The following is a 24,392-nucleotide window of genomic DNA, read 5'->3' as shown; positions in this document are numbered from 1 at the left end:
GTAACCGTTGGGGCGCACACAGAAGGGAACGGGGCCGGGAAAGGCCGTGCGGGCGCGACCGCCGTCGGACCGCGGGCACCGTGGAACGGCGCCGTCAGCGCGTGCTGTACGGCCTCGAAGAGGCGAGCGCCAGCAGCCGGGAGGCCTTGAGCTCCGTCTCGTCCCACTCCCGCTCCGGGTCGGATCCCCAGGTGATGCCGGCGCCCGTGCCGAAGCGCAGCAACGGGCCTGACCAGGCGGCACGGTCGATCCAGAACGTGCGGATGCCCACGGCCAGTTCACCGATCCCCCGGTCGGCGTCGACCCAGCCGATGCCACCGCAGTACGGGCCGCGGGGCACGGTCTCCAGGGTGTCGATGACGCGCAGCGCGCTGGACTTGGGCGCGCCGGTGACGGAGCCCGGCGGGAACGTTCCGGCCAGCAGCGCGGGCCACCCGGCGCCGTCCGCCAGCTCGCCGCGCACGGTCGAGACGAGATGCACCAGGCCGGGGTGTTCCTCGACGGCGCACAGGGCAGGGACGGTCACGGTTCCGGTGGCGCAGACCCGCCCCAGGTCGTTGCGGACCAGGTCCACGATCATCACGTTCTCGGCGTGGTCCTTCTCCAGCAGGTCGGCCGCCGTGCGCCCGGTGCCCTTGATCGGCCCGGACTCGACGATGCGGCCCCTACGGCGCAGGAAGAGCTCGGGCGAGGCGGTGGCCACCTCGACGCCGTGCGCGGGGAGCCGGACCGTACCGGCGTACGGCGCGGGATTGCCGCGGGCGAGCAGCGCGCCGAGCGCGTCGACGTCGGCGGCGGCAGGGTCGGGCAGCGGTGCGGACAGCACCCGGCAGAGATTGGCCTGGTAGACCTCGCCGGCCGCGATGTGCTCGCGGATGCGTTGCACGCCCGCCATGTAGGCGGCGCGGTCCAGTGAAGAGGTCCAGTCGCCGGCGGCCGGGCCGCGCCAGGCCGCGGTCACCGGCGCGGGCGGCGGCTCACGGCGCACCTCACCGAACCGGGCGCAGACCAGGCGGCCTTCGAAGTCCGCGACGACCGCCCAGAAGCCGGAGGAGTCCAGGGCCGTGGGATCGCTGGTCACCTCGCGCAGGTCGGTGGCGACGAGCCCGCCGAAGCGGGCCAGCGGGGCGATGTCGTACACGGTGGTTCGTCCAGTGAAAGGTGGCTCGGGGGTGTTGGGGGCCGGGTCGGGGCGCTCGGCTGCGGGTGCCGTCCGAGGGGAACGCGGTGGCAGTCGATCGCCCCGACGGGGCAGGGCCGAGGCCGCGTCACCAGCCGCGGGCCACCCACTCCGCAAGGTGCGGCGCCTCCGCGGCGATGCCGGTCTTCTCGCCGTGTCCGGTGTGGACGACCGTCTCCCCCGGCAGCGCCAGCAGCCGGTCACGGATCGAGGTGATGATCACACCGAAGTCGCTGTACGAGCGCCCGGTCGCGCCGGGCCCGCCGGCGAACAGCGTGTCACCGCTGAACAGGGCTCCCAGTTCCGGTGCGTACAGGCACACGGCGCCCGGAGCGTGTCCGGGCGTGTGGAGCACCTGCAGACCGATACCGGCCACCTTGAGCTCGTCGCCGTCGGCGAGCGCGCCGCCGGGCCGCCGGTTGGGGTGCGCCAGCTCCCACAGCACCTGGTCGTCGGGGTGCAGGAGGACGGGGGCTCCGGTGGCGTCCGAGAGGGCCGGTGCGGCGTTCACATGGTCGTCGTGGGCGTGCGTGCACACGATGGCCGACAGCCGGCGGTCACCGAGGGCCTCCAGGACGGCGTCGGCGTCGTGTGCCGCGTCGATGACGACGGCCTCGTCGTCGTCACCGACGATCCAGACGTTGTTGTCGACCTCCCAGGTGCCGCCGTCGAGGCTGAACGTGCCGCTGGTGACGAGGTGTTCGATACGGACGGTACCGGCCATCAGAGCACCACCACCGAGCGCAGGACGTCACCGCGGTGCATCTTCTCGAACGCCTTCTCCACGTCGCCGAGTCCGATGGTCTCGGTGACGAACGCGTCCAGGTCGAAACGCCCCGCCAGGTACAGGTCGATGAGGGCCGGGAAGTCGCGGGAGGGCAGGCAGTCGCCGTACCAGCTGGACTTCAGCGAGCCACCGCGCCCGAAGACGTCGAGCAGTGGCAGCTCCACGGTCATCTCAGGGGTGGGCACGCCGACCAGGACGACCGTGCCGGCCAGGTCGCGGGCGTAGAAGGCCTGCTTGTACGTCTCGGGCCGGCCGACGGCGTCGACGACGACGTCCGCGCCGTGGCCGCCGGTCAGCTCGCGCACGGCTTCCACGACGTCCGTCGCCCTGCCGTCGACCACGTGCGTGGCGCCCATGCCCGTGGCCCGCTCGAGCTTGCGCGGGTCGACGTCGACGGCGATGACCTTCGCGGCGCCGGCGAGCCTAGCCCCCGCGACAGCGGCCATGCCGACCCCGCCGCAGCCGATGACGGCGACCGAGTCCCCTCGGCCGACGGCTCCGGTGTTCACGGCCGCGCCGAAGCCCGCCATGACGCCGCATCCGAGCAGGCCGGCGGCGGTCGCCGGGGCCGCCGGGTCGACCTTGGTGCACTGCCCCGCCGCGACCAGCGTCTTCTCGGCGAAGGCACCGATGCCGAGCGCGGGCGAGAGCGGTGTGCCGTCGAGCAGTGTCATCGGCTGCTTCGCGTTGTGGGTGGCGAAGCAGTACCAGGGCTTGCCCTTGCTGCACGCCCTGCACTCACCGCAGACGGCACGCCAGTTCAGGATGACGAAGTCACCCGGCTCGACACCGGTGACACCCTCTCCTACGGCCTCGACGCGGCCCGCCGCCTCGTGCCCGAGCAGGAAGGGGAACTCGTCGTTGATGCCGCCCTCCCGGTAGTGGAGGTCGGTGTGGCAGACGCCGCACGCCTCGATCGCGACGAGCGCCTCACCCGGACCGGGGTCGGGGACGACGATCGTCTCGACGGAGACCGGGGCCCCCTTCTCGCGGGCGACGACGGCACGAACCTCGTGAGCCATGGTTACTCCTCTGGCGGGAACTCTCATCATGCGTTGCTTAATCCGATACACGCACCGCTATACGCAACCGAGCATCGTGGAAGGGAAGGTGCGAGGTCAAGAGGCCGACTGCCACCGGGTGAGCCAGGAGCCGGCAGCCGACCGGTTCTGCGGCTCAGCCGGTGATCCGGGGATCCGCCACCTCGGCCGGCCGCGCACCGTTGTCCGACGTGTGTGCGCCACCGACGGCGGCGGTGACGCAACCGTCGGGGGACCGTTCGTCCCTCGGCTCGGCGCGCAGCGCCTTCACCAGGGAGACACACAGGCCGATCATCACGAAGAGGAACGGGAACGCGGCGATGATGGCGACCTGCTTGACCGCCTCCAATCCGCCCGCCAGCAGCAGGACGGCCGCGACCAGGCCGGTCAACGCGCCCCAGAGGACCACGACGGGGCGAGTGGGGGTCATGCTGCCCCGGCAGGAGAGCATGCCCAGCACGACGGAGGCCGCGTCGGCGCCGCTCACGAAGAACAGGCCGACCAGGATGATCACCACGACGGAGGTGATGGTGAACCAGGGCAGTGTCTGCAAGGTGGCGAACAGGCCCGCTTCCTCGCCCTCTGCGACCGCCGCGGACAGCCCGCCGCCGTGCATCTGCTGGTTCAGCGCGGTACCGCCGAGGATCGCGAACCACACGACACTCACCACGCTCGGCGCGATGATCACACCGATGATGAACTGCCGGATCGTACGACCGCGGGAGATCCGCGCGATGAACGTGCCCACGAACGGCGTCCAGGAGATCCACCACGCCCAGTAGAAGACCGTCCAGCCGGAGAGCCATTCGCCGCCGCCGAAGGCACCCGTCATGAAGCTCATCTCGGGAAGCGAGGCGAGGTAGCCACCCAGCGCCTGGGTCTGGCTGTTCAGGATGAACACCGTGGGCCCGACGACGAAGACGAACAGAAGCAGGACGGCGGCCAGGATCATGTTGCCGTTGCTCAGCCACTGGATGCCGCGGTGCACCCCGGAGAGGGCGGAGACGACGAACAGGACGGTGAGCACCGCGATGATCACGACAGCCAGGGCGGTGGAGTTCGCGATCCCCCAGAGTTCGTTCAGGCCGCTGTTGATCTGCAGCGCGCCGAGCCCGAGCGAGACGGCGGAGCCGAAGAGGGTGGCGAAGATGGCCAGGATGTCGATGGACTTGCCCAGCGGCCCGTCCACCCGGTCGCCGAGCAGCGGCCGGAAGGCGGAGGAGATCAGGCTGTTGCCGCTCTTGCGGAATCCGAAGTAGGCGAGCGCGAGACCGGCGACGGCGTACATCGCCCACGGGTGGATCGCCCAGTGGAAGTACGAGTACTCCAGCGCCACGCGGGCCGCGTCGGCCGTGCCCGCCTCGGCGGTGCCGGGCGGCGGGCTCGCCATGTGCATCAGCGGCTCGCTCGCGCCGTAGAACATGAGGCCGATGCCCATGCCGGCGCTGAACATCATCGCCACCCATGAGGCGGTGCTGAATTCCGGACGGTCGCCGTCCTTGCCGAGCCGGATGCGGCCGAACCGGCTGAACGCCAGCACGACCGCCAGGAGGACGAATCCGGAACTGGACAGGACGAAGAGCCAGCCGAAGTTCTCGATGATCCGCCCCAGCGTCGCCTCTGCCACCGCGGCGAGATTGTCGGTGAAGAACACTCCCCACGCCACGAAGAGGGCGGACAGCGTCACGGAGATGTACAGGACCGCCGGATCGAGCCGCGTCGGGGCCGGACCCGGCTTCTTCGTCGTAGGGGTACTCATCAGAGGCCTTCCGGAAGGGGGCATGGGAAGAGGAGGCGGAAGAGAGGGGAAGTCCCCTGTCCGCGGGCCTGCTCACGGGGATGCGCAACACGCAACTGAAAGCTCGATGTGCAACAGAGTTTCCCTGTCGGCCCCGATAGGTCAAGCCCCGTACACCCATCGTTATGGGGATGTCCGGCTACGACGACGGCGTACGACGTTCGCGCATCGCCTCCGCGTAGACGTCCGCCGTCGCCGCGGCGGCCGTGTCCCAGCCGAAGGTGCGGGCGTGCCGGGCGGCGGCCTCCCCCATCCGGACGGAGAGCGCCGGGTCGTCGGCGAAAGCACCCAACGCCCGTGCGTAGTCCACCGGGTCGTGCCCTGGCACGAGCAGGCCGCTCGTCCCGTCTCGTACCGCCACCGGCAGACCGCCGACCTCTGCCGCGATCACCGGGGTGCCGCAGGCCTGTGCCTCGACGGCCACCAGGCCGAAGGACTCGCTGTGGGACGGCATGACGAGAACCGAGGCGGCGCGGTACCAGTCGGCGAGCTGCGCATGGCCCACCGGCGGCCGGAACCGCACGACGTCGCCGATGCCCAGCTGGGCCGCCAGCTTCTGCAGCCCGTCGGGCTTCGCCAGGCCGCTGCCGCTCGGCCCGCCCACGACCGGGACCGTGATGCGCTCACGGAGCCAGGGCCGTTCCTCCAGCAGCCGGGCCACCGCGAACAGCAGGACGTCCGGCGCCTTCAAGGGCTGTATACGGCCCACGAACAAGGGGATGAGCGCGTCCTGGGGCAGGCCGAGGCGGGCGCGGGCCGCGGGCCGGCCGGCTTCGACGCCGGACGGGTCGGGCCGGAAACGCTCCAGATCGACGCCGGGGTGGACCACGCCGACCCGGCCGCTGTCGGCGTCGTAGTGACGGACCAACTCCCCTGCTTCCTTGCGGGTGTTGGCGATCAGCCGGTCCGCGGCGGCGACGATCCGGCTCTCGCCCACGACCCGGGCGGCGGGCTCCGGGGTGTCACCCTCGGCCAGGTTGGCGTTCTTGACCTTGGCCATGGTGTGCATGGTGTGCACCAGGGGAACGCCCCAGCGCCGGGCGGTGAGCCGACCGACGTGGCCGGAGAGCCAGTAGTGCGAGTGCACCAGGTCGTAGTGGCCGGGACGGTGCCCGGCCCAGGTCCGCATCACGCCGTGCGTGAATGCGCACAGCTGCGTCGGCAGATCCTCCTTGGCCAGACCCTCGTAGGGTCCCGCGTCGATGTGTCGGACCAGGACACCGGGGACCAGTTCCACGGTGGGCGGGAGGGCGGCCGTGGTGGCGCGAGTGAAGATCTCCACCTCGATGCCGATCGCGGCGAGGCGCTGCGCGAGCTCCAGGATGTAGACGTTCATCCCGCCGGCGTCACCGGTGCCGGGCTGGTGCAGCGGAGACGTGTGCACGGAGAGCATGGCCACGCGACGGGGACGCCGGTGCGGCCGCGGCAGGGCACTCGAGGTCGATGCATGCTGCTCGTCCGCGTACACGTTCATGGAAGCGCCACGCAGGAAGCCGACGAGCGTGAGCCCGGCTCCGGATCCCATGCCTTCAGCACTCGATGACGTTGACGGCGAGCCCGCCGCGGGCGGTCTCCTTGTACTTGACCTTCATGTCGGCGCCGGTCTCCTTCATGGTCTTGATGACCTTGTCGAGGGAGACGTGGTGCCGGCCGTCGCCGCGCAGTGCCATCCGGGCGGCGGTCACCGCCTTGACCGCGGCCATGCCGTTGCGCTCGATGCACGGGATCTGCACCAGGCCGCCCACGGGGTCGCAGGTCAGTCCGAGGTTGTGCTCCATGCCGATCTCGGCGGCGTTCTCCACCTGTTCCGGGCTGCCGCCCAGCACCTCGGCCAGGCCGCCCGCGGCCATCGAGCAGGCGGAGCCGACCTCGCCCTGGCAGCCGACCTCGGCGCCGGAGATGGAGGCGTTCTCCTTGAACAGCAGACCGATCGCACCCGCCGTGAGCAGGAAGCGGACGATGCCGTCCTCGTCCGCGCCCGGTACGAAGTCGAGGTAGTAGTGCAGAACGGCCGGGATGATGCCGGCGGCTCCGTTCGTCGGGGCGGTCACGACCCGGCCGCCGGCGGCGTTCTCCTCGTTCACCGCCATCGCGTAGAGGGTCACCCACTCCATCGCGCGGAGCGCCGGATCGCCCTCGCTGCGCAGCGCCCGCGCCGCGGCCGCGGCGCGACGGCGGACCTTCAGTCCGCCGGGGAGGATCCCCTCGTACGACAGTCCCCGGGCGACACAGGCCTCCATGACCCGCCATATCTCCAGCAGCCCGGCCCGGATCTCGTCCTCGGTGCGCCAGGCCTTCTCGTTCTCCAGCATCAGCGCGGAGATCGACAGGCCCGTCTCGCGTGCCAGGCGCAGCAGTTCGTCACCGGTGCGGAAGGGATGCTTCACGACGGTGTCGTCCAGCTTGATGCGGTCCGCGCCGACGGCGTCCTCGTCGACCACGAAACCGCCGCCGACCGAGTAGTACGTCTTCTCCAGCAGCGGCAGCCCGTCCTCGTCGTACGCGCTGATGGTCATGCCGTTGGCGTGATACGGCAGCGAGCGCCGGCGGTGCAGAACCAGCTGGGTACCGACGTCGAAGCCGATCTCGTGGTCCGGTCCGATCTCGGTGCCGAGGAGGCGGATGCGCCGGGTGCCGCGGATCCGCTCGACGTCCAGCTCGGCCTGGGCGACGTCGACCATGTGCGGCTCGTTGCCCTCCAGGCCGAGCAGTACGGCCTTGGGGGTGCCGTGGCCGTGGCCGGTGGCGCCGAGGGAGCCGAACAGCTCCGCCCGTACCGCGGCGGACTGGGCGAGCAGGCCGTCCCTCTTCAGCCGGACGACGAACATCCGGGCGGCTCGCATCGGGCCGACGGTGTGCGAGCTGGACGGCCCGATGCCGATGGAGAACAGGTCGAAGACGCTGATTGCCACGCCATACTCCGTGGGATGAGAGGGGGTTGCGAAACATGCCGTGAGCACGTCCGGCGGAGGTGGACGACATCACCGAAGGCCTGCGCCGCGGACGCGGGTACCGCAGGTGCTGCGGAACGCTCAGGGCGGTCTCCCCGCGGGGACCGCGGACGGTGTCGGGGCAGGGAGCTCATGAGAAGGAGGTGGTGGGCAGGGGAAGTTCGCCGAACCAGTCCGTCGGCCGGTCGTGGGCCGGTGCGGCGTCCTGGTGCGTGCGCATGGACTCGCCAGGCGGCGGATCTTCGATCCGGCACACCGTGATCATGGGGAACCTCCGGGTTGCGGGTGCCCGACGGGGAAGGGGAGCCGTCGGCCGAGGGTGGACACCCGACCATTCGACGGAGCGGAAGCGATGGACTCGCTTGTCTCAGATAACACAACCAAACTCGCTATGCGCAACATGCTTTCGTTCGATTCGGGCCGTTGTCAAGAGCGGGCCGGCCTCCCGTGCGGCCGGGTGCCCGCCACCTCCCGACCACCGCCGCCGTCCGACTCGAAGGTTCCGGAGGTGACCGGGTGCTCGATGCGCACCGTCACAGGACCACCACCGAGCGCAGGACCTCACCGCGATGGATCTTGGCGAACGCCGACTCCACCTCGTCCAGCGCGATCTTCTCGCTGACGAAACCCGCCAGGTCGAAGCGGCCTTGCAGGTAGAGGTCGATCAGCGCAGGGAAATCCCGGGAGGGCAGACAGTCGCCGTACCACGAGGACTTCAGCGCCCCGCCCCGGCCGAAGACCTCCAGCAGGGGCAGCTCGACGGTCAGCTCCCGGGTGGGCGCGCCGACGAGGACTGCGGTGCCGGCCAGGTCGCGGGCATAGAAGGCCTGCTTGTAGGTTTCCGGGCGGCCCACGGCGTCCACGACGACGTCGGCGCCGAAGCCGCCGGTCAGCCTGCGGATGGCCTCGACAGCGTCGGTCCTGGAGGAGTCGACGGTGTCGGTGGCGCCGAACGTCTCGGCCCATCGCAACTTCCGCTCGTCGACGTCGACGGCGATGATGCGGGCCGCGCCGGCGACCTTGGCGCCGGCGATGGCGGCCATGCCCACTCCCCCACAGCCGATCACCGCGATCGAGTCACCGCGGCCGACGCCCCCGGTGTTGACCGCGGCCCCGAACCCGGCCGTCACACCGCAACCCAGCAGTGCCGCCGCGGCCGGCGAGGCGGTCGGGTTCACCATGGTACACTGGCCGGCCGCGACCAGGGTCTTCTCGGCGAAGGCACCGATGCCCAGGGCCGGGGACAGCGGGGTTCCATCGGCCAGCGTCATCGGCCGGCCGGCGTTGCGGGTGTCAAAGCAGTACCACGGCTTGCCGTTACGGCAGGCCCGGCACCGACCACCGCAGAGCGCACGCCAGTTGAGCACGACGAAGTCGCCGGGCGCGACCTCGGTGACACCCTCACCGACCGACTCGACCACCCCCGCGGCCTCGTGGCCGAGCAGGAAGGGGAACTCGCCGGTGATCCCGCCCTCCCGGTAGTGCAGGTCCGTGGGGCAGACCCCACAGGCCTGTACCCGCACCAGCGCCTCACCCGGGCCGGGGTCCGGCACCAGGACGGTCTCCACCGAGACCGGCGCGCCCTTCTGCCGGGCGACGACGGCGCGTACCTCGTGTGTCACTGTCGTTCTCCTCGCTGAGGGCGACGGCCGAATCCGAGGTTCGGCCGGACGTGCTGGTTGTGGGTGACCGCTGTCAAGCGGGCGCCGGAAGAACGTGGGCTCCAGGGGGACGGACCTGCCGGGCACGCAACTGTCCGGCCCCCGAGGGGGCCGGTCGGCTGCGTGTCATCCTGTTCGGCGCGTGCGCTGTCAGGATCGTTCGAGGTCGCTCTCCCGCAGGTCGGCTCCGCGCTTCTCGTCGGCCGCCGAGGGGCGCCGGGACCCGACCGGGACGGCACTGGTCTCCGCCAGCGTGCGGCCCCGCGTCTCCTCGGCCCACGCCAGGGACACCAGCCAGCCCAGCAAGGTGATGCCGGCGCCGATCAGCATGGTCGTACCGATGCCGAGCCTGCTCAGGGAGATGGGGAGCAGCAAGGTGCCCGCCGCGGCGCCGATACGGCTGATCGAGGTGGCCACACCACCCGCGGTGGCTCGGATGCCGGTGGGGAACAACTCGTTGGGATAGGTCCACTCCAGCACCGTGGGGCCGCCCGAGAGCAGGGCGTAGGCACAGAAGCACACGATGACCACCGCGATGGGGAGCGAGTCACCGCCGCCGAGCACCGCGAGCGGGATCGCCATCAGGGCGAACGACCAGACGATGACGGGACGGCGCCCCACCCGGTCCACCAGCCGCAGCGCGGGGATACAGCCCGCCACGAACACGATGCTGATCAGCGCCGAGCCCAGGTTACTGGCGTTGCCTTCGCCGAGACCGAAGGAACCCAGGATGGCCGGCCCGAAGGTGTAAAGGGCGAACATCGGCGTGATCTGACACATGTAGAACAGGCCGCAGAAGAGCGTCCGCCGCAGGTAGGCGCCCTGGAACAGGTCACGGAACCGGTGTTGGGCCATGGACTGCTCGGCGGCCGAGGCGGCCAGCAGGTCGTCGATGGGGACGGTACGGCCGAGGGCCCGCTCGATCGACTTCTGGGCATCGGCGGTACGGCCCTTGTTCACCAGCCACAGCGGGGACTCGGGCGTACCGATGCGCATCAGCAGGACGACGGCGCTGAGCACGGCGCCCGAGGCGAGCATCCACCGCCAGGCACCGGCGCCACCGATCTCGGCCATGACGTAGCCGACCACATATGCGGCGGCGGCGCCGACGTACCAGGCAAGGATGAGGATCCCGAGCAGTCGGCCGCGGTGCCGGTTCGGCACCCATTCGGCCAGCAGGGACGTCGCGATGGGGTAATCGGCCCCGACGGCCACGCCGAGGACGAAGCGCAGCACCACGAACTGCCAGCTTTCGCCTGCGAAAACCGACAGCACCGATACGCCGACCAGGACCATCAGGTCGATGGTGTACATCGCCTCGCGGCCGAGCCTGTCGGTGAGGACTCCGCCGAACAGGCCCCCGACGAAGATGCCGACCAGGGCGGCGGCGCCGATGAGGCCCTCGTCCCCGGCGCTCAGGTTCAGCTCGTTGCTCATGCCGATCAGCGCGACGCCGATGATGCTGAGCAGGTAGCCGTCCAGGAACGGACCTCCGGCGCAGGCCACGGTGAGTTTGCGATGGAATGTGGTCAGCGGCGCCTCGTCGATGGCACGGATGGACATCTGAGCTCCCGGGGTGGGGGACGGGGACTGCGTGGCCCGCGAACCGTGACTCCCCTCCGGCGGTACCGGCTTCGAAGAAACCGGTCGGCCTGGGCGGCGACATCACGGTTGACGACCCACGCCGCAGGGGTTGCGTCGAGAAGAACGCGTTCCTGCATGCGCAACAGAACATCGATAGTGTGTCGGCGTCAAGACAAGCTGCACAAGGTCTTGTAACTTCCGGCACGCCCCTTCAGCCCCCAGCCGTTGCCGCGTGCGTGCCACCGTGGCGGCGCATGCCCGCCCGTCCCGGAGGAACTGAGCAGCGATTTCGCGCCGGAGGCCGAGGAGTGCCGGATCATCTGGCAGCCCGCACGCCCCGGCGAGCCCGATCCACCCTGATCGTGACACGGTCCGGTCGTATAGTTGCGCCATGAGCAACTACACGGCAGACGGTGAAGTAGCGGCTCCCGCGGCGGGTGGGGTGCAGTCCGTCGACCGTGCCATCAGCGTCCTGGAGATCCTCGCCCAGCGTGGGGAGGCGGGGGTGAGCGAGGTCGCGGCCGAGATCGACGTCCACAAATCGACCGCGTTCCGCCTGCTCGGGGCGTTGGAGGTGCGCGGCCTCGTCGAGCAGGCGGCCGAGCGGGGCAAGTATCGGCTCGGTTTCGGGATCGTGCGTCTGGCGGGCGCGGTCACGGGCCGGCTCGACCTCACCCAGCAGGGCCGGGTGGTGTGCGAGCGGCTCAGCGAGGAGATCGGCGAGACCGTCAACATCGCCGTCCTGCAGGAGCACTACGCGGTCAACCTGTACCAGGTGCGCGGCCCGGGCGCGATCGGCACACACAACTGGGTCGGGCAGCTCACGCCGCTGCACGTCACTTCCAGCGGCAAGATCCTGCTGGCCCACCTGCCGGCGACAGAGCGGGCCGCAGTGCTCACGGCGTCCGGGATGCAGAAGCTGACGTCCCACACGATCACTTCCAGGACCAAGCTGGAGAAGGATCTCGCCGAGGCGCGGGAGCGTGGTTACGCGGTGACGCTGGAGGAGTTCGAGATCGGACTGCACGCGATGGCGGCTCCGATCCGGTCTCACAGCGGTGAGGTCGTCGCCGCCCTCAGTGCCTCCGGCCCCGAGTACCGCTTCACCGAGCAGCGCATCCACGAGCTCGCCCCCGTGCTGATCAACGGCGCCGAGGAGATCAGCCGCCGCATGGGGTACGTCGGCTGAGCCCGCTCGGCCGGAGCGCCACGGCCTGCCCGGCGGCCATCCATTCGAGCTTGTCCTCGATGGTCTCGCCCGGGGGGCCCTCGGGTGCGGGGCGGCCCCCGGGTCGCGGGTCGATGCGGCTGCCCGGCGGCCCGGGCCGCGGCCGAGGCCTGCTCGGACGAGCGCAACAGATCGCGTGCGTCCCGGAGGAAGGCCTCTCCCGCTTCGGTGAGCCGTGTGCGTTGCCGCGTGCGGTCGAGAAGCCGTGCACCCACCTGGGCGGTCAACCGCGCGAAGCACACCGGGCTGCTCGGCGTGGAGGGCACCGGCCGCGAGGTCGAGTTCCGGGCGGCCGACTTCCATCAGGTGGTCGAGGGCTGCATCGTGCGGACCTGGCACCTGGAGGACTACTTCGCGATCGCCACCCAGATGGGACTGGGTTCGCCCGTGGCGCTTGACGGAACGACGGCGGTGGTGACCGGGGCAGCGCGGGGCAGCGGGTGCGCGTACTGCCAGCGCCCTCACCGCGGAGGACGCGAACGCGGTCGCGGGGCAGATCAAACCGCGCCGGCCGGAAAACAAGGGCTATGGGAACGAGACCTCAAGCGGGCAGTTTCGTGTCGATGACGAAGCTGATTTCGACGACCTGGCCGGGCAAGGTCAGTTCAGTGACGCCCAAGACCGTGCTGGCCGGGCGGTGGTCGCCGAAATACCCCAGGTTGCCCTCCGCCGTCGCCGCGGCGTTCTGCCGCAGGTTCACCACGTACAGGGTCTGCGAGACGATCTGGTTCCGGGTGGCGCCGTAGTGGTCCAGGACCCTGTCCATGTTGGCGTAGGTCTGCTTGAGCTGGGCGGCGAAGTCGCCCGCGTAGAGGAACTCACCTGCCTCATCGAACGAGAGCTGTCCAGAGACGTGGATCAGTTCGCCGGACTTGATCGCCTGTGAGTAGCCGAAGTCGCTCTCTGCCGGCACGTTGTAGTTGAAGACGTCAATGGTGCCCACGGTGCTCACCCTTCCGGTTCGCTCTCTTGTAGTTACCCGGAAACTGTAGGAGAGTGACGGTTGACCTGGAAGAACGCACTTTTCGGTGACTGAGGAACCTGATGGTGACCAAGCGGCAACTCACGGGCCTGCCCGAGGACGCTGACCTGCGGCGCGCAGACTCCCTGGCGCGGGAGATCTTCTCGGACGTCGCCAACAAGTGGGCACTCCTGATCATCGAGGCGCTCGGCGAGCGCACCCTGCGCTTCAGCGAGCTGCGGAACGAGGTCGAGGGCGTCAGCCACAAGATGCTCACCCAGAACCTGCGCATGCTCGAACGCAACGGCCTGGTCGACCGGAAGGTGCACCCGACCGTGCCGCCGCGAGTCGAGTACACCCTCACCGAGCCGGGCCGGGACCTGCGCACCGCGGTCGACGCCATATGCGGCTGGACCCACCAGCACCTCAGTCACATCGAGAGTGCACGCGGCCGTTTCGACGCCTGACGGCACGCCGCGACACACTCGCGCGTTGCGCGATTCCTTGATCGATCTCACGTTGGCGGCCACCGACGTGGCCCGCGCTTCCCCTCATAGGGCTGCCGAGCCATCCTGTGCCACAACTGAACGTCGACGAAGGAGGCAGTCACGTCCATGCCCAGCAGGGCCTGGAACGGGACGACCACGTCCTCCACGTAGCGCACCCACTCCTCGCTGCGGCCGGGCCGGGCCTGGTAGCGGCGGATCTCGTAGGACACGCCGCCACTTCAAACGCCTTGCTACGGTGGTCAGTTGACGATGGTCAGGACGAGCTTGCCCCGGGTGCGGCCGGCCTCGCCGCGGGAGTGGGCCGCGCCGGCCTGCTCGAGCGGGAAGGTCTCCTCCACCTCGACGGCGACCTCACCGGCGTCGATCAGGCCTGCGATCGTGGTCAGCGCTGCGCCGTCCGGCTCGACCAGGTACGGAGTGGCCCGCACGCCGGCCGCTTCGGCGGCCGCGGCCAGTTCCGGGGAGACACCGGCCGGGACGGCCACCAACAGGCCGCCCGGGCGCAGGACCTTCAGCGAGCGGGTGCTGGTCCGGTCATGCGCGTCGCCCACCAGGTCGATGACGACGTCGACACCGGCGGCGGCGTCCTCGAAGCGGGTGGTGGTGTAGTCGATGGTCTCGTCTGCGCCGAGTTCCTTCAGCCAGGGGTGGCGGGCGGCGCTGGCGGTGGCGATCACATGGGCGCCCAGGTGCCGGGCGAACTGGACCGCGAAGTGGCCCACGCCGCCGGCGGCGGCCGTGATCAGGACGCGCTGGCCGGCCCGCAGGTGGGCGGTGTCGACCACGGTCTGCCAGGCGGTCAGCGCCGCCAGCGGCACGGCGGCCGCGTGCACGTGGTCAAGGGTGGCCGGCTTGCGGGCCCACTGGCGCGCCGGTGCGGTCACGTACTCGGCGTAGGCGTTCGCGACGCGCGGGAACCACGGCATGCCGTACACCTCGTCGCCGGGCGCGAGCGTGGTGACGCCGAAGCCGACCTCCTCGACGACACCCGAGACGTCCCAGCCCAGGATCAGCGGGAACGTCTGCATTCCCGCCATGCCCTGACCCGCGCGGGTCTTCCAGTCCACCGGGTTGACGCCGGCGGCGTGGACACGCACCAGCACCTCGGTCGGCAGCGGTTCGGGGCGGGCCACCTGCTCGGCGGTCAGAACCTCCGGGCCCCCGAATTCCTTGATCGTGACGGCGCGCATGGTCTGCTCGCTCATGCTTCCTCGCTCATGTCTGTTCCGTACGTCCTCTCGCCGGGCCGAGCCCGGCGAGATCCACTCTGCCGTGCTGTCACGGCAGCGAGTGAGTGGCCTGAGGGACACCTGTCGTACCATTCCGGCCATGCCGCACAACGTTGCCGTTCTCGCTCTCGACGGAGTCCTGCCCCTCGATCTGGGCATCCCGGCCCGGGTGTTCAACGAAGCGTGCACTCCGGACGGGACTCGCCTCTATTCGGTGAGGACCTTCTCGATCGGGGGCCGACCGGTGCGTACGCACGAGGACTTCCAGATCGTCGTGGACCACGACGAGTCGCTGCTGCGGACCGCGGACACGGTGGTGATCGCCACCCTGGAGCCCAGCGCCGACCTGCTCGAAACGGGGACATTGCCGGGCGACGTCGCCGCGGTACTGGATTTGATCCCGCCGCGGACCCGCATCGTGAGTCTGTGCACCTCGGCCTTCCTGCTCGCGGCGGCCGGACTGCTCGACGGTCGGCGAGCCACCACTCACTGGGCGTTGTGTGACACGTTCGCGCGGCTGTTCCCCGACGTCGAGGTCGATCCGAATGTGCTGTTCATCGACAACGGTCGCATCCTGACGTCCGCAGGCGGCGCGGCCGGCATCGACATGTGCCTTCACCTGGTTCGGCTGGACCACGGGGCGACGGTCGCGGCGGCCGCGGCACGCCGGTGCGTCGCAGCGCCGTGGCGCGAGGGCGGACAGGCGCAGTTCATCGAGCACCTGGTACCTCAGGACACCGACCGTTCCACGTCGGCGACCCGGCAGTGGGCACTGGAACGGCTGGCCGAACCGATCACGCTGGAGGACATGGCACGACACGCGCACATGAGCGTGCGCACTTTCACCCGCCGTTTCCGCAAGGAGGCGGGCGTCAGCCCACTCAAGTGGCTGGCCCAGTGCCGACTGGCCCACGCACGCCTGCTGTTGGAGTCCACGACCCTGCCCGTCGCCCGCATCGCGACCGCCTGCGGCTTCGGCGACCCGGTCGCACTGCGCAAGCAGTTCCACACCTATGTGGGCCTGTCCCCGGCGGCCTACCGCCGGGCGCACAACGCGCCGGAGCCGACGACAGCGCGATGAGTGCTCACGCAAGGTGCGCTCCTTACCGATGAGGGGTCAGTGAGAGGCAGGGATCTCGGTGGGACGGTCGGCGGGTTCGCCCGATGCGGCCACCGTGGCCGCCGGCCCGGTGCGCAGTCCGAAGGCGGTGATCAGAGTGGCGAGGAGGGCTGCGCCGAGCGGAACCCACAGGGCCGCCCGGTAGCCGTCGAGCAGCGCGGCCGATGACGTCGATGCAGTGGCCGCGACGTTGACGGCGGTGGCGGTGGAGAGGCCGATCGCGGCGCCGAACTGGAAGGAGGTGTAGAGCAGTCCGCCGGCCAGACCCTGCTCCTCTTCCCGCACTCCCTCGGTGGCGACGATGGTGAGCGGGCCGTATGCGAGGGAGAAGGCAAGACCGAGGGTGATCAGGCTGGGAAACATCGCCAGGTATGTCCAGTCGGCGCCGACCGGCAGGAACAGGGCGTACGACAGTGATGCCAGAAGCAGCCCGCCGAAGATCACCCGGGCGTTGCCGAAGCGGTTCACCAGCCGGGGTGTGAGGACCGGGGAGAGGATCGCGTCGACGCCGATGACGATCATCGCGAAGCTGGTCTGCAGGGTCGACCAGTCGCGCAGTTCCTGGAGGTAGAGGACCACCAGGAACTGGAAGCCGAAGAAGCCCGCAGCGAAGAGCAGTCCGACCAGATTGGCGCGGACCAGGGCACCGCTGCGGAAGATGCCGAGACGAACCAGCGGGGATGCCGAGCGGCGTTCGGTGACGACGAACGCGGCGAGGAAGGCGAGGCCCGCCCCGAGGGTGCCCACGGTCCAGGCGGGGCTCGTATGGCTGGCGCGCTCCACTCCGAGGACGAGCAGTACGACGGCGGCGGTGATGGTCATGCCGCCGACCAGGTCGATGCCCTGGCCGGCGCGGTCCGGGTGCGGCTGCCTGGGCACGAAGGCGAGCGCCGCGATCAGGATCAGCGCCGAGAGGACGACGGGGGCGAAGAACACCCAGCGCCAGCCGGCCGAGGTGAGCAGCCCGCCGACGACCAGGCCGATCGAGAAGCCGCCGGCCGCTGTGCCGGAGTAGAAGAGGAGGGCCTTGTTGCGCCGGGGGCCCTCTTCGAAGCTCGTGGTGATGATGGACAGGCCGGCAGGTGTCATGAAGGCGGCGGCGACTCCGGTGACGAACCGGGCGACGATCAGCATCCACTCCTCCGTGGCGAACCCGCCCAGGCCGGAGAAGAGCAGGAAGACCGAGAGCCAGAAGACGAACATCCGGCGGCGCCCGAAGAGGTCGGCGGCACGTCCGCCGACCAGCATGAAGCCGCCGTATCCGAGTACGTAGGCACTCATGACCCACTGCAGGGAGCCGGTGGACAGACCGAGGTCGGCGCGGATGGACGGCAGAGCCACGTTGAGCATGGCCACATCGATGCCCTCCAGGAAGATCGCGCCGCACAGGACGAGCAGGACTCCCCAGTCCCGTGCGCTCAGGGCGGCCGCCGATTTCTGTGCACTCATCTCAGTTCCTCGATGGTGTAGGGATGCTGTCGGTGCGATCACCATCGATCAGGGCGCCGGCGGGAACAACGGCAAAGATCGCAACGTTCGTTCAACCACGCTTACCGATCCGCTTGACCTGGGGAAGTCGATGGAACGCGATGAACTGGAGTGTTTCCTGCTCCTCGCCGAGGAACTGCACTTCGGTCGCACGGCCGACCGGATGCGGCTGTCCCGAGCCCGGGTGAGCCAGCTCGTGCAGCGACTTGAACGCCGCGTCGGCGCCCCGCTGTTCACGCGCACCAGCCGCCGCGTCGCCCTGACCTCGCTCGGCCGGCAGCTTCGCACCGATCTGGAACCTCACTACCGGGCGATCGAAGCCGCCCTGGAGCGGGCGGCCGCCACCGCGCGCGGCATCGACACCGTGCTGCACGTCGGCTTCGCGAATCCGCTGACCGGCGAGATCGTCATGAGGGCGACGGAGGCGCTGCGCGTCAGTCACCCCGGTCTCGCCGTGGAGATCTGTGAGGTGCCGCTCGCCGACCCGTACGGGCAGTTGCGCGAGGGAGAGTTCGACGTCCAGATCACCGAACTACCCGTACGCGAGGAGGACCTGGGCGCGGGGCCGACGCTGCTCGTGGAGGAGCGCGCGCTCGCGATCGGCTCGGCTCATCCGCTCGCCGTCCGGGAGTCGGTGTCCCTTGAGGACCTGGCCGACGTGCCGTTGCTCACGATCGCCGGCAACGTGCCCGACTACTGGCTTGAGCATCACGTCCCCGCGCACACACCGAGCGGCCGGCCGATCGCCCGCGGCCCCGGCGTGACGAATATGCAGGAGGCGTTGATGCTGGTCGCCGGCGGCCAGGGAGCGCTGCTCGTACCCGCGCACGCGGCGACGTACTACGCCCGCCCCGGTGTCGCCTACGTCCCCTTCGCCGACGCGGAGCCGACCGGCTACGGCCTGGTGTGGCGGGCCGGAGACGCCACCGGCGCGATGGAGACCTTCGCCGCAATGGCCCGCGAGATAGCGAGGGACATGACGCGGGGGCATTCCCGCAGGGCGGCGACGGGGGCACTCGAAGGTGACCGCGAGAGGCCGCCGACGCCCCGGGCCGGGGCGGGGCCGAGTGACGCGGATCAGCTCCATCAGGGGCGCGTCAGGGCACACCCAGCGGTAGTTCCCCGTTGAAACATTCCAGGGGCGCGGATGGGACAGTGTCCCCGGGCCTCACCTTTTTCCCACCCACAGGGACGATCGTTCGGCTCCCGGACGGCCGGCCTGGCCGGGCGTTGCCGCCCGGCCAGGCCGTGAACCCGCTACACGCCCGCGGGCTTCAGGTCAGAAAACGTTGCCGTTCCCATTGCCGTTCCCATTGCCATTGACGGTGTTGTTGTTCCCGATGACGATGATGGTCACGGGACCATTGTTGTTGCCGTTACTGATGCCACCGAACGGGCTATACTTTTTGTACTTGTTGTCCTTCTTGTTCTTGTGATAGCCGTACTTGTTGTACTTCTTGTTCTTGCCATGGCCGTCCTTCTTGTACGAACCATGATCGCCCGCAGTAGCCGTGACGGCGCCGGCATGCGGCGTAGCCGGAGCAGCAAACGCACCCGTCGGCATCAGCACACCCCCAGCAACAAGGGCAGTCGAAGCGGCAGCCGTCACAAGGCGCTGCGTCCGAGAGATACGAGGCATGGGAACTCTCCTCCAGCTAGAACAGTCGAGATGTGGGCAGGTCCACCGCTCCACGGCGACCCATGCCTCCAGTAAGCCCTCACCGGACACATCACGTCATGCCACAAAAACTCGGGACTTGACAAAGGAAACTCACCCCGATAAAAGCGGCTGAGCCCATTGGGCCGGGGTCGGGCCTGCTCAAGCACCGCTTGATCACCCAGCGTCCGCCGGGAGCGGCGTACGTGCGCGCCGGGATCTCCATGCCGGCCCAGATCAGTGATCACGCACTCGCGCCGGGTCTGGCCCGACTCGCCGCGGACTTGACGACCGGCCGCCGGCGGTCCCGATACGCCGAGCTGCTCACGCTCGAAACGAGGGTTCAGGCCGCTTCCAGAAGATTTTCCACGGTGCGGCGAACCTTGGTGATGACGTCTTCGTCTCCCAGGCGCAGAGCCGTGTTGGCCGCGCGGAGCACGGAATCGATCTGAAAGACCGCCAGGTCGATGTCGAGTTCCGCGGCCTCATGGGATCCGACGGCGTTCCGCAATTCCTTCCCGATGGTGTCGAGCCATTCCCGATGACTGCGAACGAGAGCGTCACGGATCGTTCCCGGCTTGCTGTCGAAACGGGCGATGTTGGCGACGATGAAGCAGCCGCCTTCGAACACCGGGGTTCTGGCGTACTCGATCCAGTGCTCTATCAGAGCGCGCAGCCGGTCGACTCCGGGTGCCGCTTCCCTTGCCGGGCGGACGACCGCGTCGATGAACATCTCGCGCGCATAATCGATGGTCGCGAGCTGGAGCACTTCCTTGGACCTGAAGAGGGTCTGGATGCCCGCTTTGCTCATTCCCGTATCGGTCGCGAGACGGCCGAAGCTCACGTCGTCCAGCCCATCCAGGGAGGCGATGTCGACGGCGCGCCGAAGCGCGGTCTCACGCGCTCGTGCCCCTTTGAGCAGGCGCTTGTCAGTGATCGACACCGTATCTGCCCGCGTGATGAACGCTCGCGCCCCAGTGTCCATACGGTCGATCGTACCTCTTGTGTGCTTGCGTGCTGCGCGTGGGACGGCCCTCCCATTCATGCTCTCGCTGTGGCGCGCGGACGTGGTGGACGGACCCTGCCAGGGGTTCGTCCACCACGTCCGCGGCCGAGGAGCTGCATCAGCGGCAGACGACGGCTCGCGCCCCCTGCTCGACGCGCCTTCCTCCCTGTGCTGCCGCACCGGCGTGCTGCCGCACCGGCGTTCAGAGCGTGCGGCGGGCCAGGGTCGCGGCCAGTGCCTTCACCATCTCGCTCGCGATGACGGCCTGGCCCGACGTGGAGAAGTGAATGCGATCCGCACTCAGCAGGTTCTCCCTGGAGTTGACGGGGTGATCCCACATGTCGACGACGACGGCGTCGTACTCGTCGGCAACGGCGCGTGTGAGGTCGTTGAGGGTGAGAACGCGCTCCGTCCAGTCGGGGAAGACCGGCACGACGTAGGCGCGTCCCAGGGTGAACGTCGTGAGCTGCGCACCCGTCTCAGCGGCCAGGCCGTACATCTTGCGCATGTTCTGTTCGATCTCCCCGAAATCCGGTGAGCGGCGCAGGAGGTCGTTGGCGCCGCACGGGAGGTGCAGCAGGTCCGGGGCGAAGTCCCGCATCTCGTCGATCTGGTGGTCGAGGGTGTCAACCGTCGTGGCACCGATCACCGCTGTGTTGAGGTAGGCCAGATCGGGCCTGACCTGCCGCAGAACGTGCGCGAATCGATCGGACCAGCCCTCGCTCCCGTAGCCGACACTCTTGTCTCCCGTCCCTGCGGAGAGGCTGTCCCCGATCACGGCGTAGCGCTGCCAGGGGGCATCGAACAGCATCGCCGCAGCGTCGACCGTGGCCAGGCAGAACGGGTCGGTCTCCTCGGTGAAGGATGTCGAAGTCATAACTTAAGAATGCGGTCGACCGTATGTAAAGTCAACGCGGAGCCGTCCCCTGGCCCAGCCTCAGGTGCCGCTCGGCTGGATCATTTTCCGGCCCGTGGTGCTTCCGCCGTCCACGGTGACCGACGCACCCGTCATGTACGGGAAGTCGTCGGACGCGAGCCCGAGCACCGCGCGCGCGATCTCCTCGGCGTCGGCCATCCGTTCGAGACCGTCGACGTTGAGCGGCCCCCATGCCTGCTTGTACATGGCCCATTCCGCGTCCGGGATTCCCGGCGGGCGGACGAAGGGGGTGTCGGTGGTGCCGGGCAGCAGGGCGTTGAGCCTGATTCCCTTGGGCCCGTACGCGAGCGCCGCGGACTTCACCATGCCCTGCACCGCCCGTTTGCTTGCGGTGTAGGCGGCGCCGTTCGGCCGCGCCTGTTCGGCCGCCGACGACGACGTACAGATGATGACGCCGCGCTGCGCCCTGAGCATGTGCGGGATCTCGTACTTGATCGCGAGGAACACACCTCGGGCGTTGGTGGCCTGGATGTCATCCCACTCCTCGACGCTCATCTCGTGGGGTAGTTTGCCGCCACCGATGCCGGCGTTGTTGAAGGCCACGTCGATGCCGCCGTAACGGCTCGCGACCCGGTCCACGAAGCTCTGTACCTGGGCGGCTATCCGGACATCGGCCTGGATGTACGTGGCTTCGCCGCCCGCGTCCCGAATCTCCCGTTCCACCTGGCGCCCCAACGCGGCTCGCCTGCCACAGAATCCGACGTGGGCACCCTCCGCGGCGAACGCCATCGCCGCCGCCCTGCCGATACCCGATGTGGCACCCGTGATGAGCACCGACTTTCCCTGGAAACGGCCGGTCTTGGTGCGGGACCTGGACGGGGCACCGGCCGCATGGGCAGTGCTGCCGAAGGCCGCGCTCGCCAGGCCGAGGGCGGCAGCGCCACCGAGGAGGGACCGTCGCCCCGTGGCCGCGGGATTCGCACTCGTTTTAGTAGTCGTGTTCGCGTTCGTATCCATGACGAGCACAGTGGCAGCCCGTCCCGGGCACACGACTCCCTCCTCGGGCCGGACCTCGCGGCCGGTGGGAGGAGCTGCCCTCCTCCCATGGCAGGACCCCAGGAGCACGGGCGTCCGCCTATCGTGGACCGCGTGAACCGATCTTGGATCGAGCTTGCGTTCGACAGGAGATTCGCCGTCATACGGGCCTTCGTACTCGCCGGCTTACTGGTCGGCGATTTTCTGCTGCTGCAGCGGCCCGGAGAGCAAGACTGGGGCGTTGCCGCAGCCGGGCTCGTGCTGTGCCTGGCTGCGGGTAAGTGGGCGTTCGGCGCGCTGGTGGCGCAGTCGGTCCTGCTCGTTGTCGCACACGCGCTGGGCGCGAGCATCGTTTCTTCGCTGAAGGTGCTGGCCGCCGTGACTCTCTTCGAGCTGGCGGTTCGGCAGCCCGGGCGCCGCCTGGCCGCCGGGACGACGGCACTGGCGCTTGCCGTCGCCGTGAACCGTCTCGACGACCTGCCCGGCGGACTTCTTCCCGTGCTCTACAAGATGGGCGCCGTCGCAGGCCTGCCACTGCTCCTGGGCGCGTACGTACGCGTGACCCGCGACGCCGCGGTGCACGCCCGTCAGCACGCGGAACAGCAGGAAGCCCGCGCCGAACAACAGCTGCTGGCCGTCCGCGCAGCGGAGCGCACCACCATCGCGCGCGAGCTGCACGACCTCGTGGCCCACCACGTCTCCTCCATGGTGCTGCGCGTCGGTGTCGCCCGGCATGTCGTCGCCGCCACCAGCAGCACCGACCCGCGGATCACCGAAGTCCTCGACGACCTGCACTCCAGTGCCGGTGCGGCACTGAAGGATCTGCGGCGCCTGGTGGCTGTGCTGCGCGCCCCGGACAGTGCCGGTCCGGACACCGGTTCCCTGGTCTCGCCCGGGGCACTGCCGGCGGCATTGGAGTCGGTGGTGGAACACAGCCGCCAGACCGGCCTGGCAGTGACCGCTTCCGTGGATCCCCGTGTCGCGCGGCTCGACGCGGTACGGGGCCTCGCGGTCCTCCGCCTGGCGCAGGAGGGCCTGGCCAATGCGGCCAAGCACGGCGGACCCGGCGCACACGCCGAGCTGGCCGTGCGGTTGGCCGATGACGCCGTACACGTGACGATCCACGACGACGGGGCCGGCCGCACCCGGCCACCGGCCCCCGGCCCGTCCGGACACGGCTTGATCGGCATGCGTGAACGCGTGGACCTGCTCGGCGGCCGGCTGGATGCGGGCCCCGCTGCTCGGGGCTGGCGCCTCACGGCCGAACTGCCCGCTTTCGCACCCGACTTGGAGTCCCAGCTGTGATCCGCATCCTCGTCGTCGACGACCAGCAGCTCGTCCGCATGGGACTGCGCATGCTTTTCGAGCAGGCTCCGGACATCGAGATCCAGGGCGAGGCGGACAACGGAGCGGAGGCGGTACGACTGGCTGAACGCCTCACTCCCGACGTCGTCCTCATGGACCTGAGAATGCCCGGCATGGACGGCATCACGGCCACCCGCCGCATCCTGGCGGCGCGTCCCGCCACCCGGGTCGTCGCCCTCACGACGTTCGACGACGACGACCATCTGTACCCGGTGCTCGCGGCCGGAGCCTGCGGCTTCCTCGTCAAGGACACCCCACCGGCCGAACTCCTGGCCGCCGTACGCCGGGCCGCGGGCGGAGAGGCCCCCTTCAGCCCGGACATCCTCAACCGCCTCGTCGCCCAGGCTCTCCACGCCCGTTCCTCCTCCGACAGCCCTACGGACCTCCCGGTACCGGCCATCACCCCGCGCGAGAGGGAGGTACTCGGCCTGCTCGGCGTGGGCCTGTCCAACAAGGAGATCGCCGACCGGCTGCATCTCGGGGTCACCACGGTGAAAACGCACGTGGCGAGCCTGATGGCGAAGACGGGCCGAGACAACCGCATCCGCCTCGCCGTTCTCGCCGTCCTCACGGGCATCACTCCCGACTGACGCCTCTGCTCAATTCACGGCAGCCAGCAGGTACATCTGCAACGGCGCGGCCGTCGTGATCCACAGCAGGTTGGACTCGCCGTCGTTGGCTCCACCACCGGTGACCGGGCCCTGGACGAAGCCTCCCCCCTACCTGCTGCCCGGCAAGTTTCCCCACCGCCCCCGCAATGCCCACAGGGCAGGCAGACTACTGAAGCGGCATCAGAGACCTTCTGCCCGGCCGTCTACGGCGATCCGCTCTGGTGTCACCGCTTGCGGGCGGTGGCGATGATGACAGGCAGCAACACGAGGGGCTGCTCCGCGTGGGGGGTGCCCCCCACGGGAAG

Annotated in this window: 23 protein-coding genes; 7 read left to right on the top strand and 16 right to left on the bottom strand. The window is 69.6% G+C overall.

Annotation, left to right across the window (positions count from 1 at the left end; genetic code table 11):
- Positions 1-94 precede the first annotated feature (94 nt).
- The 8 genes from H0H10_RS09395 to H0H10_RS09360 all read right to left on the bottom strand — a co-directional run bounded on the left by H0H10_RS09395 (position 95) and on the right by H0H10_RS09360 (position 10,980).
- Positions 95-1,141: a chorismate-binding protein gene (locus H0H10_RS09395; protein WP_188180395.1), complete on the bottom strand. Its 1,047-nt coding sequence runs from the start codon at positions 1,139-1,141 to the stop codon at positions 95-97.
- 127 nt (positions 1,142-1,268) lie between these two features.
- Positions 1,269-1,904, bottom strand: a complete 636-nt coding sequence (locus H0H10_RS09390) for an MBL fold metallo-hydrolase (RefSeq protein ID WP_188180394.1) — start codon at positions 1,902-1,904, stop codon at positions 1,269-1,271.
- Positions 1,904-2,989 (bottom strand): S-(hydroxymethyl)mycothiol dehydrogenase, encoded by a 1,086-nt coding sequence (locus H0H10_RS09385; protein WP_188180393.1) that lies wholly within the window; start codon positions 2,987-2,989, stop codon positions 1,904-1,906. The genes H0H10_RS09390 and H0H10_RS09385 overlap by 1 nt, the downstream gene beginning before the upstream one ends.
- A 154-nt stretch (positions 2,990-3,143) precedes the next feature.
- Positions 3,144-4,766 carry a BCCT family transporter gene (locus tag H0H10_RS09380; RefSeq protein WP_188180392.1) on the bottom strand — a complete coding sequence of 541 codons (1,623 nt, stop codon included), beginning with the start codon at positions 4,764-4,766 and terminating at the stop codon, positions 3,144-3,146.
- 178 nt (positions 4,767-4,944) lie between these two features.
- Positions 4,945-6,279, bottom strand: a complete 1,335-nt coding sequence (mshA, locus tag H0H10_RS09375; RefSeq protein WP_188180424.1) for a D-inositol-3-phosphate glycosyltransferase — start codon at positions 6,277-6,279, stop codon at positions 4,945-4,947.
- A 55-nt stretch (positions 6,280-6,334) separates the two neighbouring features.
- Positions 6,335-7,717 (bottom strand): L-serine ammonia-lyase, encoded by a 1,383-nt coding sequence (locus H0H10_RS09370; protein ID WP_188180391.1) that lies wholly within the window; start codon positions 7,715-7,717, stop codon positions 6,335-6,337.
- 572 nt (positions 7,718-8,289) lie between these two features.
- Complete coding sequence (locus H0H10_RS09365) at positions 8,290-9,378, bottom strand: S-(hydroxymethyl)mycothiol dehydrogenase (protein WP_188180390.1); 1,089 nt, start codon at positions 9,376-9,378, stop codon at positions 8,290-8,292.
- 189 nt (positions 9,379-9,567) lie between these two features.
- The gene (locus tag H0H10_RS09360; RefSeq protein ID WP_188180389.1) at positions 9,568-10,980 is read right to left on the bottom strand and encodes an MFS transporter; all 1,413 of its coding nucleotides are present in this window, start codon (positions 10,978-10,980) and stop codon (positions 9,568-9,570) included.
- Positions 10,981-11,392: 412 nt separating this feature from the next.
- Between H0H10_RS09360 and H0H10_RS09355 the strand changes: the two genes are divergently transcribed.
- Positions 11,393-12,190 carry an IclR family transcriptional regulator gene (locus H0H10_RS09355; protein ID WP_188180388.1) on the top strand — a complete coding sequence of 266 codons (798 nt, stop codon included), beginning with the start codon at positions 11,393-11,395 and terminating at the stop codon, positions 12,188-12,190.
- An 84-nt stretch (positions 12,191-12,274) separates the two neighbouring features.
- On the top strand, positions 12,275-12,796 hold the full coding sequence (locus H0H10_RS40955) for an ester cyclase (RefSeq protein ID WP_309141764.1): 522 nt from the start codon (positions 12,275-12,277) through the stop codon (positions 12,794-12,796).
- Here H0H10_RS40955 and H0H10_RS09345 read toward each other — a convergent pair.
- Positions 12,771-13,172: a RidA family protein gene (locus H0H10_RS09345; RefSeq protein ID WP_188180387.1), complete on the bottom strand. Its 402-nt coding sequence runs from the start codon at positions 13,170-13,172 to the stop codon at positions 12,771-12,773. The genes H0H10_RS40955 and H0H10_RS09345 overlap by 26 nt on opposite strands.
- 101 nt (positions 13,173-13,273) lie before the next feature.
- On the opposite strand from H0H10_RS09345, the gene H0H10_RS09340 reads away from it, so the two are divergent.
- Positions 13,274-13,657, top strand: a complete 384-nt coding sequence (locus H0H10_RS09340) for a winged helix-turn-helix transcriptional regulator (protein WP_188180386.1) — start codon at positions 13,274-13,276, stop codon at positions 13,655-13,657.
- A gap of 47 nt (positions 13,658-13,704) precedes the next feature.
- Here H0H10_RS09340 and H0H10_RS39745 read toward each other — a convergent pair whose 3' ends face one another.
- Together H0H10_RS39745 and H0H10_RS09330 are read right to left on the bottom strand one after the other, a co-directional pair.
- Positions 13,705-13,908, bottom strand: a complete 204-nt coding sequence (locus tag H0H10_RS39745) for a hypothetical protein (protein WP_223179614.1) — start codon at positions 13,906-13,908, stop codon at positions 13,705-13,707.
- Positions 13,909-13,938: 30 nt separating this feature from the next.
- Positions 13,939-14,904, bottom strand: a complete 966-nt coding sequence (locus H0H10_RS09330; protein ID WP_188180385.1) for an NADP-dependent oxidoreductase — start codon at positions 14,902-14,904, stop codon at positions 13,939-13,941.
- Positions 14,905-15,028: 124 nt separating this feature from the next.
- On the opposite strand from H0H10_RS09330, the gene H0H10_RS09325 reads away from it, so the two are divergent.
- A complete protein-coding gene (locus H0H10_RS09325; protein ID WP_188180423.1) occupies positions 15,029-16,009 on the top strand; it encodes a GlxA family transcriptional regulator in 981 nt (326 codons plus the stop codon).
- 36 nt (positions 16,010-16,045) lie between these two features.
- Here H0H10_RS09325 and H0H10_RS09320 read toward each other — a convergent pair whose 3' ends face one another.
- Positions 16,046-17,497 (bottom strand): MFS transporter, encoded by a 1,452-nt coding sequence (locus H0H10_RS09320; RefSeq protein WP_188180384.1) that lies wholly within the window; start codon positions 17,495-17,497, stop codon positions 16,046-16,048.
- A 130-nt stretch (positions 17,498-17,627) separates the two neighbouring features.
- On the opposite strand from H0H10_RS09320, the gene H0H10_RS09315 reads away from it, so the two are divergent.
- Entirely contained in the window at positions 17,628-18,665 is a 1,038-nt protein-coding gene (locus H0H10_RS09315) for a LysR family transcriptional regulator (protein ID WP_188180383.1), read from the top strand.
- Positions 18,666-18,815: 150 nt separating this feature from the next.
- Here H0H10_RS09315 and H0H10_RS09310 read toward each other — a convergent pair whose 3' ends face one another.
- The 4 genes from H0H10_RS09310 to H0H10_RS09295 form a co-directional block, all read right to left on the bottom strand.
- Complete coding sequence (locus tag H0H10_RS09310) at positions 18,816-19,175, bottom strand: hypothetical protein (protein WP_188180382.1); 360 nt, start codon at positions 19,173-19,175, stop codon at positions 18,816-18,818.
- Positions 19,176-19,536: 361 nt separating this feature from the next.
- On the bottom strand, positions 19,537-20,178 hold the full coding sequence (locus H0H10_RS09305; protein WP_188180381.1) for a TetR/AcrR family transcriptional regulator: 642 nt from the start codon (positions 20,176-20,178) through the stop codon (positions 19,537-19,539).
- Between the two features lie 223 nt (positions 20,179-20,401).
- Positions 20,402-21,076, bottom strand: a complete 675-nt coding sequence (locus tag H0H10_RS09300; RefSeq protein WP_188180380.1) for an SGNH/GDSL hydrolase family protein — start codon at positions 21,074-21,076, stop codon at positions 20,402-20,404.
- 60 nt (positions 21,077-21,136) lie between these two features.
- Positions 21,137-22,093, bottom strand: coding sequence for an SDR family NAD(P)-dependent oxidoreductase (locus tag H0H10_RS09295; RefSeq protein WP_188180379.1), 957 nt, complete (start codon positions 22,091-22,093; stop codon positions 21,137-21,139).
- 123 nt (positions 22,094-22,216) lie between these two features.
- Between H0H10_RS09295 and H0H10_RS09290 the strand changes: the two genes are divergently transcribed.
- Positions 22,217-23,416, top strand: a complete 1,200-nt coding sequence (locus tag H0H10_RS09290; protein WP_188180422.1) for a sensor histidine kinase — start codon at positions 22,217-22,219, stop codon at positions 23,414-23,416.
- On the top strand, positions 23,413-24,066 hold the full coding sequence (locus tag H0H10_RS09285) for a response regulator (protein ID WP_188180378.1): 654 nt from the start codon (positions 23,413-23,415) through the stop codon (positions 24,064-24,066). The genes H0H10_RS09290 and H0H10_RS09285 overlap by 4 nt, the downstream gene beginning before the upstream one ends.
- Positions 24,067-24,392 lie beyond the last annotated feature (326 nt).

Origin of the sequence: Streptomyces griseicoloratus (assembly GCF_014534645.1) — a bacterium.
Lineage (GTDB): Bacteria > Actinomycetota > Actinomycetes > Streptomycetales > Streptomycetaceae > Streptomyces > Streptomyces griseicoloratus.
This window is presented reverse-complemented; position numbering and strand designations above follow the sequence as displayed.

Bases quoted from the DNA above. Each gene is read 5' to 3' on its own strand.
- H0H10_RS09390 (WP_188180394.1), bottom strand. From the start codon at position 1,904: ATGGCCGGTACCGTCCGTATCGAACACCTCGTCACCAGCGGCACGTTC.
- H0H10_RS09385 (WP_188180393.1), bottom strand. From the start codon at position 2,989: ATGGCTCACGAGGTTCGTGCCGTCGTCGCCCGCGAGAAGGGGGCCCCG.
- H0H10_RS09380 (WP_188180392.1), bottom strand. From the start codon at position 4,766: ATGAGTACCCCTACGACGAAGAAGCCGGGTCCGGCCCCGACGCGGCTC.
- mshA (WP_188180424.1), bottom strand. From the start codon at position 6,279: ATGAACGTGTACGCGGACGAGCAGCATGCATCGACCTCGAGTGCCCTG.
- H0H10_RS09360 (WP_188180389.1), bottom strand. From the start codon at position 10,980: ATGTCCATCCGTGCCATCGACGAGGCGCCGCTGACCACATTCCATCGC.
- H0H10_RS09355 (WP_188180388.1), top strand. From the start codon at position 11,393: ATGAGCAACTACACGGCAGACGGTGAAGTAGCGGCTCCCGCGGCGGGT.
- H0H10_RS09340 (WP_188180386.1), top strand. From the start codon at position 13,274: ATGGTGACCAAGCGGCAACTCACGGGCCTGCCCGAGGACGCTGACCTG.
- H0H10_RS09330 (WP_188180385.1), bottom strand. From the start codon at position 14,904: ATGAGCGAGCAGACCATGCGCGCCGTCACGATCAAGGAATTCGGGGGC.
- H0H10_RS09325 (WP_188180423.1), top strand. From the start codon at position 15,029: ATGCCGCACAACGTTGCCGTTCTCGCTCTCGACGGAGTCCTGCCCCTC.
- H0H10_RS09320 (WP_188180384.1), bottom strand. From the start codon at position 17,497: ATGAGTGCACAGAAATCGGCGGCCGCCCTGAGCGCACGGGACTGGGGA.
- H0H10_RS09315 (WP_188180383.1), top strand. From the start codon at position 17,628: ATGGAACGCGATGAACTGGAGTGTTTCCTGCTCCTCGCCGAGGAACTG.
- H0H10_RS09310 (WP_188180382.1), bottom strand. From the start codon at position 19,175: ATGCCTCGTATCTCTCGGACGCAGCGCCTTGTGACGGCTGCCGCTTCG.
- H0H10_RS09305 (WP_188180381.1), bottom strand. From the start codon at position 20,178: ATGGACACTGGGGCGCGAGCGTTCATCACGCGGGCAGATACGGTGTCG.
- H0H10_RS09300 (WP_188180380.1), bottom strand. From the start codon at position 21,076: ATGACTTCGACATCCTTCACCGAGGAGACCGACCCGTTCTGCCTGGCC.
- H0H10_RS09295 (WP_188180379.1), bottom strand. From the start codon at position 22,093: ATGGATACGAACGCGAACACGACTACTAAAACGAGTGCGAATCCCGCG.